17 protein-coding genes are annotated in these 13,623 nt (G+C 39.7%); 2 read left to right on the top strand and 15 right to left on the bottom strand.

The genetic code is table 11. The features are described 5' to 3' along the window. Positions 1-27 precede the first annotated feature (27 nt). Positions 28-729, bottom strand: coding sequence for a DUF421 domain-containing protein (locus JI666_RS17595; protein ID WP_206894278.1), 702 nt, complete (start codon positions 727-729; stop codon positions 28-30). Between the two features lie 103 nt (positions 730-832). Then, positions 833-1,261: a DUF1801 domain-containing protein gene (locus JI666_RS17590; RefSeq protein ID WP_206894276.1), complete on the bottom strand. Its 429-nt coding sequence runs from the start codon at positions 1,259-1,261 to the stop codon at positions 833-835. A 254-nt stretch (positions 1,262-1,515) separates the two neighbouring features. Here JI666_RS17590 and JI666_RS17585 point away from each other — a divergent pair, with 254 nt between their 5' ends. Continuing rightward, positions 1,516-1,995 (top strand): site-2 protease family protein, encoded by a 480-nt coding sequence (locus tag JI666_RS17585; protein WP_136945974.1) that lies wholly within the window; start codon positions 1,516-1,518, stop codon positions 1,993-1,995. A gap of 66 nt (positions 1,996-2,061) precedes the next feature. On the opposite strand, the gene JI666_RS17580 is transcribed toward JI666_RS17585, so the two are convergent. The 12 genes from JI666_RS17580 to JI666_RS17525 form a co-directional block, all read right to left on the bottom strand. Then, positions 2,062-2,535 (bottom strand): divergent PAP2 family protein, encoded by a 474-nt coding sequence (locus JI666_RS17580; RefSeq protein ID WP_136945975.1) that lies wholly within the window; start codon positions 2,533-2,535, stop codon positions 2,062-2,064. Positions 2,536-2,637: 102 nt separating this feature from the next. Further along, on the bottom strand, positions 2,638-3,864 hold the full coding sequence (locus JI666_RS17575; protein WP_206894275.1) for a threonine synthase: 1,227 nt from the start codon (positions 3,862-3,864) through the stop codon (positions 2,638-2,640). A 116-nt stretch (positions 3,865-3,980) separates the two neighbouring features. After that, positions 3,981-4,847: an MBL fold metallo-hydrolase gene (locus JI666_RS17570; RefSeq protein WP_206894274.1), complete on the bottom strand. Its 867-nt coding sequence runs from the start codon at positions 4,845-4,847 to the stop codon at positions 3,981-3,983. Positions 4,848-5,008: 161 nt separating this feature from the next. Then, positions 5,009-5,932, bottom strand: coding sequence for a type II secretion system F family protein (locus JI666_RS17565; protein WP_206894270.1), 924 nt, complete (start codon positions 5,930-5,932; stop codon positions 5,009-5,011). A 2-nt stretch (positions 5,933-5,934) separates the two neighbouring features. Further along, the gene (locus JI666_RS17560) at positions 5,935-6,894 is read right to left on the bottom strand and encodes a type II secretion system F family protein (protein ID WP_206894269.1); all 960 of its coding nucleotides are present in this window, start codon (positions 6,892-6,894) and stop codon (positions 5,935-5,937) included. Between the two features lies 1 nt (position 6,895). Beyond that, positions 6,896-8,230 carry a TadA family conjugal transfer-associated ATPase gene (locus JI666_RS17555; protein ID WP_286170932.1) on the bottom strand — a complete coding sequence of 445 codons (1,335 nt, stop codon included), beginning with the start codon at positions 8,228-8,230 and terminating at the stop codon, positions 6,896-6,898. A 13-nt stretch (positions 8,231-8,243) separates the two neighbouring features. After that, positions 8,244-9,416, bottom strand: coding sequence for a CpaE/TadZ family protein (locus JI666_RS17550; RefSeq protein WP_206894265.1), 1,173 nt, complete (start codon positions 9,414-9,416; stop codon positions 8,244-8,246). Beyond that, entirely contained in the window at positions 9,417-9,998 is a 582-nt protein-coding gene (cpaB, locus tag JI666_RS17545) for a Flp pilus assembly protein CpaB (protein ID WP_206894264.1), read from the bottom strand. 29 nt (positions 9,999-10,027) lie between these two features. Then, positions 10,028-10,927 carry a pilus assembly protein TadG-related protein gene (locus JI666_RS17540; RefSeq protein WP_206894263.1) on the bottom strand — a complete coding sequence of 300 codons (900 nt, stop codon included), beginning with the start codon at positions 10,925-10,927 and terminating at the stop codon, positions 10,028-10,030. Further along, positions 10,927-11,301, bottom strand: a complete 375-nt coding sequence (locus JI666_RS17535) for a TadE/TadG family type IV pilus assembly protein (protein WP_206894261.1) — start codon at positions 11,299-11,301, stop codon at positions 10,927-10,929. The genes JI666_RS17540 and JI666_RS17535 overlap by 1 nt, the downstream gene beginning before the upstream one ends. Next, a complete protein-coding gene (locus tag JI666_RS17530) occupies positions 11,298-11,792 on the bottom strand; it encodes an A24 family peptidase (protein ID WP_206894254.1) in 495 nt (164 codons plus the stop codon). Before JI666_RS17530 ends, JI666_RS17535 begins: the two co-directional genes overlap by 4 nt. A gap of 64 nt (positions 11,793-11,856) precedes the next feature. Next, positions 11,857-12,018: a Flp family type IVb pilin gene (locus tag JI666_RS17525; RefSeq protein ID WP_206894252.1), complete on the bottom strand. Its 162-nt coding sequence runs from the start codon at positions 12,016-12,018 to the stop codon at positions 11,857-11,859. A 432-nt stretch (positions 12,019-12,450) separates the two neighbouring features. Between JI666_RS17525 and JI666_RS17520 the strand changes: the two genes are divergently transcribed. Continuing rightward, the gene (locus tag JI666_RS17520) at positions 12,451-12,792 is read left to right on the top strand and encodes a DUF192 domain-containing protein (protein ID WP_206894251.1); all 342 of its coding nucleotides are present in this window, start codon (positions 12,451-12,453) and stop codon (positions 12,790-12,792) included. 51 nt (positions 12,793-12,843) lie between these two features. On the opposite strand, the gene JI666_RS17515 is transcribed toward JI666_RS17520, so the two are convergent. Beyond that, the gene (locus JI666_RS17515) at positions 12,844-13,593 is read right to left on the bottom strand and encodes a methyltransferase domain-containing protein (RefSeq protein ID WP_206894250.1); all 750 of its coding nucleotides are present in this window, start codon (positions 13,591-13,593) and stop codon (positions 12,844-12,846) included. Positions 13,594-13,623: the final 30 nt, after the last annotated feature.

Below are 13,623 nucleotides of genomic sequence, written 5' to 3'. Positions count from 1 at the left end.
GAAGCGATTTGACTGCTCCTTTCTTTATTAAGTATTTATTGATTGATCCCTTTTCTGATCAATATAGAGACTTCCATCTTGTTGAATTTCTGCATAAAAAACATCCGACACTGATGCTACATTTGCTTGTTGTAGTTGTTGAACTAACCAACTCTCATCTCGATTGATCATTTCCAAATTTTTAGTATGAACTGTGCCATCTGAAATGACTTCAGTAGCTAAAGGAAACGGTTTAGGTTTACTAAACAGATTCATATCCTCTTTCGTTACCATTTGCTTCTCGGCATTTTTTATCACTGAAAGCTTTCCATTAGTCTCAAAAATGGCATAATCAACATCAGATAACTGAAACACATTTTTTTCTCGTAAAAGAGCTCTTAACGTGTCGATATCTAATCGCGCTTTCTTAAGGATGTCCTCCATTAATTTACCTTCCTTAATGACTACCATTGGATCACCAATGATTAACTGTCGAGTTTTCTTAATTTTAATATCAAGAAACTCAACTATAAGAGTCAGCAATGTCCAACCAATGAGTGCAATAAGGCCAAGAGTAATACTTAGATTCTTATTTACTGCAATATTGGCAGCTAAAGACCCAATGGCTACGCCAGATACCCAGTTAAAGAAAGTCATCTGGCTAATTTCTTTCCTCCCGGTAATTCTAGTGAGAATAAATAGCGTTATAAACGTCAACGTGAGTCGTATGCATAGTTCTGATAAATTCATTGCTTCACCTTCAATTGAAGGAAGATCTTACGCTGTTCACCAATGGTCGCAGATCAATCCTTTTAAACAATATTCTTGTCTAGCTTATAGCAACTTATTCATCCTATTTTTCTTGATTAGGATAGGTACGGTTTAGAAAGGTAATAGACTGATCTATTAACTGTTTCAATACCTCTTCATCAACATCAGCTACTTTATTAATATACACGCATGCCTTTCCAGCTTTATGTTTACCGAATTTCTCCAACAGTTTACTTCGTTCTGAGTCCCCAGTTGCAAAGTACAAACTAATCTTTGCTTTACGTGGTGAGAATCCTACAAGTGGCGCATCCCCTTCATGACCGGAATCATATTTATAATGATAAGATCCAAACCCTATGATACTAGGTCCCCACATCTTTGCTTCATGCCCCGTCGTTTCAGCAAAAAGATCCAATAAGCGGTACGCATCTTCACGCTTCTTAGGAGAATCCACATTCTCAATGAATTCAATGACACTATTATCTGTTTCCTTTGTTTTCAGTTCATACATGGACTATTATCCCCTTTCATTTTTTCTACCTTATTACTTTACACTACCACGTTAACAACTCAATTCCTTTAAATAGAGGAGCACAAAATGCTCTTACCACAATTGTAAAAAAAAGCACTAAAAATGTATCTAGTTTATTTCTTTTATTACGGTTTCATGTTTCTTGCTCCAAATGAGTTTTTATCAAACCAAATCGGGAACGTTCTGTTCAAGAGTCAACATCAACAAAAGATAAAACATCACGGAGGTTAACCATGTTTACCTTAAATGATATCCCAATGTTTCTCGTGAACTTTTTTATTATTTTACCGATTGTAACGCTAGTTCATGAAGCTGGTCACGTGTTAATTGCGAGAATTTTCGGCGGGAAAGTTAAATTTTGTATAGGTACAGGGCGCACCCTGTTTCACATAGGCCCGTTAGAAGTTAGAAGAAAGTACTTTATGGAAGGCTGGTGCCAGTATGAGGAATTAAAATACAACAAAACATGGGCTCATATCGCGATTTATTTAGGCGGAAGTCTATTTAATCTCATCGTCATTCTAGTCATTAACTATTTAATTATTTCTCAAATGATGCCCGTCACATTGTTTTTCTATCAGTTTACGTATTTCTCAATCTATTTTATTTTCTTTTCTCTTTTGCCTTTCAGAAACGACGATGGTCGTCCAAGTGATGGTATGGCTGTATTCGATGTTCTACGGTACGGGAAATCTGCTGATCCGATCGATTAGAATAACAAAAGAAGGTGTCGAGGAATCTTCATTCCTCGACACCTTCTCATGTCTATAGCTAAGTGCTCAACCTTCTCTATTCTCAACCTTAGCAGAAACAAACCCTAGTACAGCACCCAGAATAGCTCCACCAAGAACCTCAATCGGTTGATGTCCTAGAATCTCGTTCAACTCTTTCTCTCTTTCTACAAATTCAAAACTCGGGAAATCTCCTGATAGAGAAGCAAAACTATCTTCTAAATCATTTACGAGACGTGCTATTTCACCAGTATGACGACGAATGCCCTGCGCATCATACATAACAATAACACCAAATATCGCTGCAAGTGCTGTCTCAGTATGTCGGGATCCTTTATTTGAGGCTATATATGTAGCAAGTGCTGACACGCCTGCCGAATGGGAACTTGGCATCCCACCTGTTGTCGCAACCTGTTTAACATCCCACTCTCCTGTCACTTTTTTATGTGTTAGAATTTTTAACCCTTGAGCAATTGCAATCGATGAGATCGCAGTTAAAATTCCTCTGTTCATTTTCTGCATTTGTTTTCATCCTCCACTTCAAAATACTTATGTTATTCCATTACCCTAAGTGGAGGAATTTATTCAGATGGATAGGACATTTCACCAATTTTCTAGTACTTCTTATCTCTTTTCCGAAAAAGAAAGTCTGTCATAAGGTTGTAATAAGGGAGCTTCCACATCAAATGCATCTGGATACTTAATACCAAGCCCTGTATTTAAACAAACGACTTGATCATTTTCATTGATCCAATCCGTTTCCCTTAAGCGTCTTGCTGCTGCAAACGTTGCAGCTCCCTCTGGACAAATAAACTGTCCTTCTTCCCTCGCTATCTCACCTTGTGATGCTCTAATTTCATCTTCTGAAACAGCAACCGCACATCCACCAGTTTGATAGATGGCATCAAGGACTAGAAAATCACCAATTGCTTTTGGCACATTGATTCCGAACGCATGCGTCTCGGAATTCTTCCAGAACTCTGACTCTGTTTTCCATTCCTGGTAGGCTTTCACAAGTGGCGCGCAGCCTTCTGATTGAACTGCTACTAAGCGAGGGAACTTTTGTCCATCAATCCAACCGAGTTCCTTAAGTTCTAGAAGAGCTCTATATATCCCGATTAACCCAACTCCTCCACCTGTAGGGTAAAGAATGACATCAGGTAATTCCCAATTCAATTGTTCGGCAATTTCATACCCCATCGTTTTCTTTCCTTCAATTCGGTACGGTTCCTTCAGAGTTGAAGCATCATAAAAGCCCTGCTCCTTCACTAAGTTAGCTACAATTCTACCTGCATCACTGATCAATCCATTTACAAGAAATAGATTTGCCCCTGAAATACTCACTTCTTTTCTCGTTATTTCTGGCGCGTCTTCTGGCATGACAATGTAGGCTTCAATTTTGGCTTTTGCAGCGTATAGAGACCATGCAGCTCCGGCATTTCCATTTGTGGGCATAGCCAGGTGCTTCACGCCTAGTTCTTTTGCCTTTGAAATACCAACTGAAGCTCCCCTTGCTTTAAAGGAACCGGTTGGCACCATTCCCTCGTCTTTTATGTACAGATTTGAAATTCCCATTTGTTTACCCAGGACTGGCAGTTTCGATAAAGGAGTCATACCTTCTTCGAAACTAATCACGTTTTCTTCTTTCTTTACAGGAAGCAGTTCATGATAGCGCCAAAGAGACGACGGACGGCCGATTAATGCTTCTTTCGTTAAACTTTTCCTTACTTCATCTAGCTTGTACTCAACGAGTAATGGCGATCCACACGCGCATAGTTGTTGAATCGAATCTGATGAATACGTTTCTTTGCATTTTGGACACGTGAGATGAGAAATCATACTATATGTCATTAGAGCACCTCCATAATAGAACCACAACAAAGTAGTAGTCTATTAATCATTTCGTGACACACCTTGTCCAGTCCTCCACTTTACCAATAAGAGAGGCTTTTCTTTTGAAACGTTAACTATTTTACTTCGTTCTCAATCTCCATCCCATTCACAAATTCCTGAATCAATTCCGTTTCATCTTCATTCAAATCTCTTTCCATTTGATTACTATACACTTCTTTCATACAAGAACAATCTCCATTGCATTGTTTTGTTAAAGAAGCCATTGTTCTTAGCAAAGCGACCTCTTTCATGAATTCTTCTTTCGAAATCGCGGTTCCATGTGAAAGGATATACCATTCTGCATCGAACGCCTCTAGCTTATCTAATAATGTGAGTGTGGTACTCACAGTGTAATTCGTTTTGGGTGAGAAAATATCTGGATAGAAGCAGTCACCAAGGAAAAGGATTTTTTCTTCTTTTATATAAATAACCGTTGAATCTGAAGCATGATCCCCACCAACTTGTTGCAATAGACAGGTAACGCCACCAAGATGGATTTCCATTTGGCCTTTGAACGTCATGTCAGGTAGTGAGATCGTAACATCACGATGATTCGCGAATTCTTTCTTAATAGCGGCTGCACAGAATTCAATTTCTGTCCCTTCTTTTACCCGCTCATCTAACGCACGATCTGACCAATCGAGATGAACTAGCTTCTCCATTTCTTGCTTTGTTTCTTTAGATGAAATTGAAACAACATCTAGAGCAGATAAACCGAAAATATGATCCCAGTGCCAGTGTGTTAGGGCAAGTAGTGTCGGCTTAGGAACTTCTCTGTTCTTAAGCTCTTCCAGAAAATAATTAGCATGTGCTTCTGAATTTCCAGCATCGATCATAAGGGATTGCTTATCACCAACAACCATTCCAAGAATCGGACGATCCGTTTCAGAAACAGGCGTTTGATACCAGAATCGTTCACCAATTTTTTTAATCACTTGCATATCATATCCTCCTAATTAGACTAGATTGTCATCTATTCTTTTCTTTTCATCTTATCACTAATTAGATCTGGAATTTGTAGTCAATGTTAAAAGACACCTCCTTTTGAAGGTGTCTTCCATTTGCTTCGATTATGTTCAGTAAATAATCTATACGTACCCATTCACCCTAAACCATCCACAATAATTTTCACCACCATAGGGCCAATAATAACGATGAAAAGTGGTGGGAAAATAAAGAGAATCATAGGGATGAGCATTTTCACCGGTGCTTTCATTGCGAGTTCACGAGCTGCCTCACGTCTTTGTTCTCGAATACGGTTCGTTAAGTTTTTGATAACCTTCGCCATGCCAACTCCAAGGTGATCTGCCTGAATGATGGACATCATAACACCTTGAAAACGTTCTGAAGGAACTCGTTTCTTAAGACTGTAGAAAGCTTCACGTCGTGACTTACCTCGTCTCATTTCATCAAGTGCCTGTTTGAATTCATCTGCCAAAGGGCCTGGCTTTCTTGAGCAAACGTTTGAAATTGCTCCCTCAAGTCCTACCCCTGCTTCAAGAAGTAAGCTAACCATATCGAAGAAGTCTGACATCTCCTTATCGATCACCTTAATTCGCTTCGTTTTTTTCTTAGCAAGATAGAATAGTGGGTAACGGTAACATAAGAAGACAACTGCGAATACTAATAAAAGCGTAAAGGAACTGTTCCCTTCTGAGAAAGGTATCAGTAGAAAAGTTAGAAAACCACCCGTGATACTAATCAGAATTTGAATCAGTCGAAACTCAACCGGAGATCGGTTTCCGTATCCAGCTTCATGGAGAAGAATTTCTAACTTTTTCTGGTTTTTCTTTGCGAAGGTTTTGTTTACCTGTTCTACACCAATCTCCCAGTATTTCTGGACTAATGGGCTTGATAACAGGCTCGCTTTTTTCCTAGTTTTTGAACTCGTTTCTTCTCTTTTTCCAAAGTACTGTTCGAAACGAAATTCTACGGCTATTTCTTTTCGATAGATTGTATTAAGAACGGCGGAAAACAGTAACACGAAGAATAGAAAGGCACAAATCATAAATAAAAAGGGTATCATCACTACACCTCAATTCGAACAATCTTTTGGATAAGAACCCAGCCAATCAGGAGTGAAATCGACCCAGAAACAAGTAGAAACATACCGAGCGAATTGGTTAACATTGGTTCAAAATAATCGGGACTAACGAAGAATAAATAAAGCGCCATAACCAACGGTAAACCCGTAATGATAACGGATGATAACTTCCCCTGTGCTGTCAAGGTTTTCAGCTCTTCTAGCACTCGAATCCTCCCCCTGATGGTGTCCTCCATCGTATCCATGAGCTGTGCTAAATTGCCTCCACTTTTACGCTGAGCGAGAATCGCCTGTACGACTACTTCAAGCTCTTTATTTGGCAAGCGGGCTAGTAGACTAGTGAAAACATCTTCCATTGGAAAACCCATACCAATTTCTCGAACAGCGCGATCAAATTCTGGACCGATCGGATCAGGCATTTCTTTCCCTATTAACTGCATCGTTTGCAGGAAGCTAAACCCTGCTCTCATTGAATTAGACATCGTTCCAAGCGCTTCGACAAGCTGATAGGAAAGGAGTTTTACTCGCTTTCTCCCTTTGCTTTTCATATAACTACTGGGGATGACAAAGCCAATGAATGCTGCCGGTATAGCTCCATACCACGGAATACCTATTAGGAAAAGACTGACACTAGCACCCAATGCACTAAATAGTCGAACAACCAGGAACTCTTCCTCTTTCATAGGACTTCCTGCTTGCTCTAACATCTGCTTCGTTTTAGAACTTAACTGCATTCCTTCGAAAAAGCGAGATACCGACGAAACAGATTTTTTTATAAGATTATTTTTTTCTACCTTCTCAACCTGTTCACTTGAAATGGAGAGTGGAATAAAGGTGTGAATTCGCTTATTCGTCTGCTTCCTTCTTACAAAGCGCATTGATACAAAATAGAAAATGATCGTAAAAGTGAGCAAAAGCGCTCCAATCATAATAAGATCGCTCATGTTACCACACCTCTTTAAACCAGGATGAAGGGATTTGATAGCCGTTTTGTTCAAGGAACTCTGAAACATGCGGTCGAACACCAGTCGACTGGAATTCCCCTAGAACTTTGCCATCTGGACCTCTTCCTGTTTCTTTAAAAACGAACAAATCTTGTAGCACGATAATGTCTTCTTCCATTCCTAACACTTCCGTAATGCGTGTGATTTTCCTTGATCCGTCTTTCATCCTTACTTGTTGCACGATAAGATCAAGCGCATTCGCAATTTGTTCACGAATGGCTCGTAATGGTAAGTCGAAACCAGCCATTAGAACCATTGTTTCAAGTCTCGAAAGCATATCTCTTGGGGAATTGGCGTGACCGGTACTTAGACTCCCATCGTGTCCAGTGTTCATTGCCTGAAGCATATCGAGCGCTTCAGCACCACGAACCTCCCCTACAACAATCCGATCGGGACGCATTCGAAGTGCATTACGTACCAGATCGCGAATATTAATCTCACCCTTCCCTTCTATATTAGGAGGGCGTGCCTCGAGTGAAACAATATGGTCCTGTGAAAGATTGATCTCGGCTGCATCCTCAATCGTTACAATCCGCTCATCATTTGGAATAAAGGAAGATAGGACATTGAGTGAAGAGGTCTTTCCAGAACCAGTACCACCACTAATAAAAATATTTAGTCTGGACTTTACTGACATCTCAAGAAACTCAGCCATCTCGCTGCTTAACGTATGATAACTAACTAAATCCTTCATTTGAAAAGGCGTATCAGAGAATTTACGAATTGTGAGCGACGGCCCTTTCAATGAGAGCGGTGGTATAATGGCGTTAACACGGGAACCATCAGGTAATCTAGCGTCTACCATTGGAGAGCTTTCATCAATGCGCCTTCCAAGCGGTGCGACAATTCGCTCAATAACTCGACTTACATGAGAATCATCACGGAACGTTGATGCACTTCTTTTCAATTTACCGTATTGCTCATAGTAAATATCCTTTGGTCCGTTAACCATAATCTCCGATACAGTCGGATCATCTAATAAGGGAGAAATCGGCCCGTAACCAAGCAATTCGTACTCTACCGTCTCCAGTAACAATTTCTTCTCCTCAAACGTAAAACGCTCGCCTTCCTTATCTAGAAACCCCTTTCCCCAGTCTCTGATTTTCTGGGATTCTTCTTCCTTGTTAAATTGTTGCTTCTTTAATTCATCTAGTAAATAACTTTGTAAGCTCTCTTCTAATTTACTGTAATCAGCGGTTTTAACAACCTTCAGTTCTTTTCGTTCAACCATTTGTGAAGACGTGTCTTCGTCAACATAACGCTTAAACAGTGACAACCGAATCCCTCCTTCATCTACTTAGTAAAGCAAGGCGTCTCAACTTTTTCACCGGTTGCTCAACTGTTGGCATCAATTTCGTTGCAAGCGTTTGGACTCCTTTAGCAAATGGACTTCTCGCAGACTTGATGACAAGTGGCATTCCTTCATTAATTGAAGAAACGGCAAGCAGCTTTTGATCCGGTAATACTGCAAATATTGGCTTCTGTAGTATCATTTCCATCCGTTTTTCTTCAACCGTTCGGTGCTTCGAATCTCGATTTAAGACGACTTTGACCTTCTCATCGAAATGGAGCGTTTCGATCATATCCAGATAGAGCTTACTATTCCGAAGGTCAGGCAACTCACTTGTTGTTAGAAGAAGGATCTCGTCTGCTAGAGCAAGACTCTTTAAATGGATTTCCGAGATATATGTCGGTGCATCAATCAGGATCACATCATAACTTTTACGAAGTTCAGTCACAGCAATCTCTAAATGTTCTTCTGTCATGATTTCAAAAAATTCAGGTCTAGGAGGCGTTGCTAGAATAGAAACACCGCTTTTATGATGAGATAAGTATGACTCAATCCCATAGTTCCCTCGCTCAACCCCTTCTTTCACCCACTCATAGATCGAGTTTGTCGGCTTAATGTCAATGTACATAGCCACATCACCAAATTGAAAGTTGGCATCGATAATAGCTACTTCCTTTCCTTCCCTGGCCAATTCAGAAGCTAAATTCACCGTAACTAACGTTTTGCCACTTCCACCTTTAGAACTACATACTGCAATCACTCGACTATTCTCTTTCGTTAATTGAAGGGAAGGTTCTCTGCTTATTCGTTGCTTCATATAAGCCTGAGCTTGGAAAACAACTTCTGTTATTTCATCAGCTGTTGAGGAGTAAGTGAGCATATCGGAAGCACCAACTTGCATCGCTTTTTTCGTATTCTCTAAATTCTCAGGAGAAATAACAATTAAATAAATGTGCGGATATTTAAACGAAATTTCCTGACAAAGCTCATAGACGTTGTAAGTAGCATGTGCTTTTAGAAAAAGAACGGCATTTGGAGTGCTTTCAAGCTGTTTAAGGAGATCTTCTAAACGGTAAAAGCTCGTTAACGTTTGATTCTTGTCTGTCAGAATCGTTTCAATTTCATCAGCTCTAGCATTTGTATCTGAATAAAAATACCACTGTAAGCTCATTTAATTACTCTCCTTATAGACCTGACGTTTTTCTTTCAACGCTTTCTTACTTACCCCATCATCTTCTTTATTCCGTAACATTAAATAGAATCCACTTTCATCCTTCGCAGCAAGGCTAAGCATAACCCCTTCTTCTGGCGTCACTTCAAGCGTCACTGTTTCATAGTGTAGGGCTTCGCCTGCACTATCTGGCGCTTTACCTGAAGTTAGTACCTTGATGTTCTGTAGCACGAGTACTGCTGCTTTATATTCTTTCTCTTTCTCTTCATCTACCTCTCGTTCATAAGCAACCACATCTACATGTGAATTAGGTTCAATATATCCTGAAACCCCACTAGCGAGATCGACGTTAATCGAGATAGCACGTTTTCCTTCACTTACCTTCGCAATAGGGTTTGCCATCTCACGCCCTGCGATGGTTTCCTCAGCTTCCGTTAGAACTTCTGTTTTCTCTGCTTCTTTCACTTCTGACTCTGAACTCGTTGTTACAGCCGTTAAATTTGTGAATAATCCTACATAAACAATTAGCGTAGCGAATACCCCAAAAATAAGCGACCACATCCAAATACGTTTGGTTTTCATGTGCCCACCCCCTGCTTTTTTCCATAAAATTATTCAACAAGCTTTACACCGTACACATTTCCAGGACCGGATCCTCCTATTTCTCCAGAAGAAACAGTTTCTTTAAATTTCCCAACAATGCGCTTAGGTTCATCAAGTCGATCAAGCCAGTAAGAGGCAAATCCTACGATTTCAACTGTCGACTTCCCATTTACACCAGCCCACGTTTTAATTAAGGGAATAATAATGATTCGATCACATGATTTATCCGCTGTAGCAGCACTCTGGCAATGAGATTTTGAAGCATCATTATTAATCAACGTTTGAAACGCACTCTTCACTGGTCCCCAATTCTGCCCTGGTTCTGTTTGTACAAATTTCGTTCCAGGTGCAAGCTCCACACCGTTTACGATATTTGTAGCTAAACCGCTCGCGCCATTGCTATTGATGTCGAGATAACCACAATTACCATGGTTTACGCCCGTATTCTCACACTTAAGTTCAGTTTCATTTGGGATCGCTGTATACTCTATTGCGATCGGCGTTATTCGTTTGACAGATTTTAATAAACCTACTTCAGCTTTTGCAGTGGCACTAACTGATGCTTGCTGGAAACCAAATACCCGTGCGAAAGTCATTGGTACAGTTGATTCCTTCGCTACTTTGATTGACTTACCCATAATCGTTATATCTCCACTTCCGATTGGAAATTCATTCTTATTCGCATATTCTTTCGCAAGTGTCGAAGCACTCGCTTGACTAGTTAGTAAGCCCTGTGCCCCAGCTAGTGCTGCCGCATCCATTGCATTTTGGAGTATTCTTTTCTCGTGATAGAGCCTGCCAATGTCGACCACCATTGCGGTTGCTCCTAACAAAACAGTCATGCTAATCGCAAACATGACTGCTACATTTCCACGTTCGCTTTTTAGTAACGACCTCAGTGCCTTCATCACTCAACCCTCATCGCGGCCGAACTTGATAAGGTGATTGGACCACTTATCGAGGAGATAACTGGTGTTAGGAACGTAATAGGATAAGTGATGGTCACCCTAACATCGCTACCAGCTGTTTTCGTCCCTCCTGGAGAAACAGAAACCTGACCTGAAGAAAGGTGAATACTAGAACCACTCGTAACGGCCGTGGACACAATCTTTGAATCACTTTCACCAATACTTGCTACTCGAGCTGCTTCTCGACTCGCATGATCAATTGTGATGTAAGCATGAAAGATACGACCAAAATCCACGATTCCAAACAACAGCATCACGAGAACCGGAAGGACAAGAGCGAACTCAACCATCGATTGTCCCTTTTCAGATTTCATCCTATCCCTCCTAGTATTGCAGCACATACTGTTCCAAGTGTGATCGCCACGCCGTAAGGGTACGTTACTCCACTGTTTTTGCTGACCCCTTTAACATTCAACAGTGAGTAAAGTGTATAAGTAGGAGATTTAAACACATTCCAAATCCCGCTTCTTTTCATAAGTAAGATTAGACCAATGACTCCACCGATAAGTGCAGTATAGAAAAAAGAATGTAGCACGAATGAAGTACCTGTAAGTGCTCCTACAGCTGCAAGGAGCTTAACATCCCCTGCCCCCATTCCGCCAAGTAAGTAAGGAATAAGAAGAAGAGAGAATCCAATAAGAAGCCCTGCACCGCTATAAAGGAAGCCCTGAAAACCGAGTGTAACGGTGTAGTAAAGTAATCCAATTGCCATTGCTGGAAACGTGACGATATTCAGAATACGCCTGCTTCGAATGTCAGTTATAAACGAAATAAGTAAGGTAATACCCAGGATACTGTATGTCATCTTAGTACCTCTTTGTTTTTAAATTTAGCCCCACTTGGGTAAGTGGGGCTAGAGATTCTTGCTTTTATAACTTAGATGTTACAGTGTCTATTAGCTTATCAACTTCTACTCCTAGAGCTTTAAAACCAACAATCGCTACCACCGCTACTCCTGCAAGAATCAACCCATACTCAGCCATTCCCTGTCCTTCTTCTTCTCTTGCCAAACGCGCCATTTTTTCTAACATAATTGTTTCCTCCTCGTATTTTGTGGTTATTGTGTTTTGGAGAACATGTATGATGAATATTTACTACCTGAAGTAAGGTGTTTCTAGTTGGAACAAGATAAGGATCATGGAGACAACGATTTTAACTCTAACTTAACCTCTAATCTCTCTGAAAAAGCATTTAAATTTCTCCCCATCCGTTCCCCCTTTCAAAGGTGTTCCAAAATAATCTCTAGCTTGAGGAATTGTTCAATATAGTATTCGATTTCGATTACTTTGTTCTTTTTATAGAACATCCCTTGAGTTAATAATAGTTCGTTATAAAGAATTTGTAAATACCTTTTTTTCAAATTTTTTCTTCTTTTTACAAATAAACTAGTCATATATTCGTTATTGAGTATTAAACGGACTTCAATTATAGTAAAGATAACGTCATAAGTTAGGAGAATTGTCATGTTAAGAGAAGAAGGTAACACACTATATCGAACAGTTCCTTATACCATTCTAAGAGCGGATACCTTTCTAACCAGATTTAAAGGATTAATGTTTCGTCGGACACCTCTAAAAGATGAAGGGCTGTTAATTATTCCATGCAACTCTATTCATATGTGTTTTATGTCTATCTCCATTGATGTCGTATTCCTGACCAAAAATCATGAAATCATTAAAGTAGTAGAAAACCTAAAACCTTGGCGTTTTGTTGCCCCAGTTAAAGGTGCTCATGCGGTTCTTGAATTACCTGTTGGATCGATTAAAAACTCTTCAATAAAAGTTGGAGAATTTATCAATTTTTAATTAGAAAAGCGACAATGCCCCTCATAAGGACGTTGTCGCTTTTGAATTTAATCATTTCTTCGCTAGTATCATAAACCTTTTCGAATTCGTACGAATCCCTTTATCGGTAAGATTGTCTTCGATGAAACAATTCAACTTATCGAGGTCTGTTTTTTCTTCTCCAAAATGAGGAATGATCGGCGTATGGGTAAGAAGAAAAATCAAATCTTCTGGTCTTTGAAAATAGTCTGTTGCATCGTACTCAAAAGATTGAACGTCTGAAAATCCTGCTTCTTGTAATTCACGGATATATTTTTCCTTTAGTGAGCCATCTTCTTCTCCAAACGATTGGCCTCTTCCAAATGCTTCTTTAATATTAAACTTATCCGCCTCACTTACTTGTTGGGTTAAAAATAGTCCTTCACTTTTTAGCACTCTTGAAACTTCCCTTGAATTAAAAGGAGCATGATTGCAAGAAACAACATCGAAAAAGCTCTCAGGAAATTGCAAAGCATTCGAAGACATCTGAGCAAAACGCACATTGTTTACATTAGAATTATGTAGATTCTTTTCAGCCGTTTCCATCATACCTTTTGAAAGATCAATCCCTACTAGTAGATGTAAACAAGAGGCTATTTCCAAGAGATTTTCTCCACCACCTGTTCCAATATCTAATAATAAATCAGTTTCCTTCACTCTTTTCGCAACTTCATTATAGAAGTCCCACTTAACTCCTTCTGACGTGAGCTGTAAAGAACTGAAATCCCATCCGTTCTTTTTTCCTACTCTGTTATAAAATGTTTCATAATCTACTTGGTTCAATCTAAGTTCATCCTTTCCTAACGTTTTACT

Source organism: Bacillus sp. NTK071 (genome assembly GCF_017303315.1).
In the GTDB taxonomy this organism is placed as follows: domain Bacteria; phylum Bacillota; class Bacilli; order Bacillales; family Guptibacillaceae; genus Guptibacillus.
The sequence above is the reverse complement of the archived record's forward strand: the minus strand, read 5'-3'. Positions and strand labels throughout refer to the sequence as shown.

What these genes read in the sequence shown, in the direction of transcription:
- JI666_RS17595 (WP_206894278.1), bottom strand. Translation starts at nt 729, where the DNA reads ATGAATTTATCAGAACTATGCATACGACTCACGTTGACGTTTATAACG.
- JI666_RS17590 (WP_206894276.1), bottom strand. Translation starts at nt 1,261, where the DNA reads ATGTATGAACTGAAAACAAAGGAAACAGATAATAGTGTCATTGAATTC.
- JI666_RS17585 (WP_136945974.1), top strand. Translation starts at nt 1,516, where the DNA reads ATGTTTACCTTAAATGATATCCCAATGTTTCTCGTGAACTTTTTTATT.
- JI666_RS17580 (WP_136945975.1), bottom strand. Translation starts at nt 2,535, where the DNA reads ATGCAGAAAATGAACAGAGGAATTTTAACTGCGATCTCATCGATTGCA.
- JI666_RS17575 (WP_206894275.1), bottom strand. Translation starts at nt 3,864, where the DNA reads ATGACATATAGTATGATTTCTCATCTCACGTGTCCAAAATGCAAAGAA.
- JI666_RS17570 (WP_206894274.1), bottom strand. Translation starts at nt 4,847, where the DNA reads ATGCAAGTGATTAAAAAAATTGGTGAACGATTCTGGTATCAAACGCCT.
- JI666_RS17565 (WP_206894270.1), bottom strand. Translation starts at nt 5,932, where the DNA reads ATGATACCCTTTTTATTTATGATTTGTGCCTTTCTATTCTTCGTGTTA.
- JI666_RS17560 (WP_206894269.1), bottom strand. Translation starts at nt 6,894, where the DNA reads ATGAGCGATCTTATTATGATTGGAGCGCTTTTGCTCACTTTTACGATC.
- JI666_RS17550 (WP_206894265.1), bottom strand. Translation starts at nt 9,416, where the DNA reads ATGAGCTTACAGTGGTATTTTTATTCAGATACAAATGCTAGAGCTGAT.
- cpaB (WP_206894264.1), bottom strand. Translation starts at nt 9,998, where the DNA reads ATGAAAACCAAACGTATTTGGATGTGGTCGCTTATTTTTGGGGTATTC.
- JI666_RS17540 (WP_206894263.1), bottom strand. Translation starts at nt 10,927, where the DNA reads ATGAAGGCACTGAGGTCGTTACTAAAAAGCGAACGTGGAAATGTAGCA.
- JI666_RS17535 (WP_206894261.1), bottom strand. Translation starts at nt 11,301, where the DNA reads ATGAAATCTGAAAAGGGACAATCGATGGTTGAGTTCGCTCTTGTCCTT.
- JI666_RS17530 (WP_206894254.1), bottom strand. Translation starts at nt 11,792, where the DNA reads ATGACATACAGTATCCTGGGTATTACCTTACTTATTTCGTTTATAACT.
- JI666_RS17525 (WP_206894252.1), bottom strand. Translation starts at nt 12,018, where the DNA reads ATGTTAGAAAAAATGGCGCGTTTGGCAAGAGAAGAAGAAGGACAGGGA.
- JI666_RS17520 (WP_206894251.1), top strand. Translation starts at nt 12,451, where the DNA reads ATGTTAAGAGAAGAAGGTAACACACTATATCGAACAGTTCCTTATACC.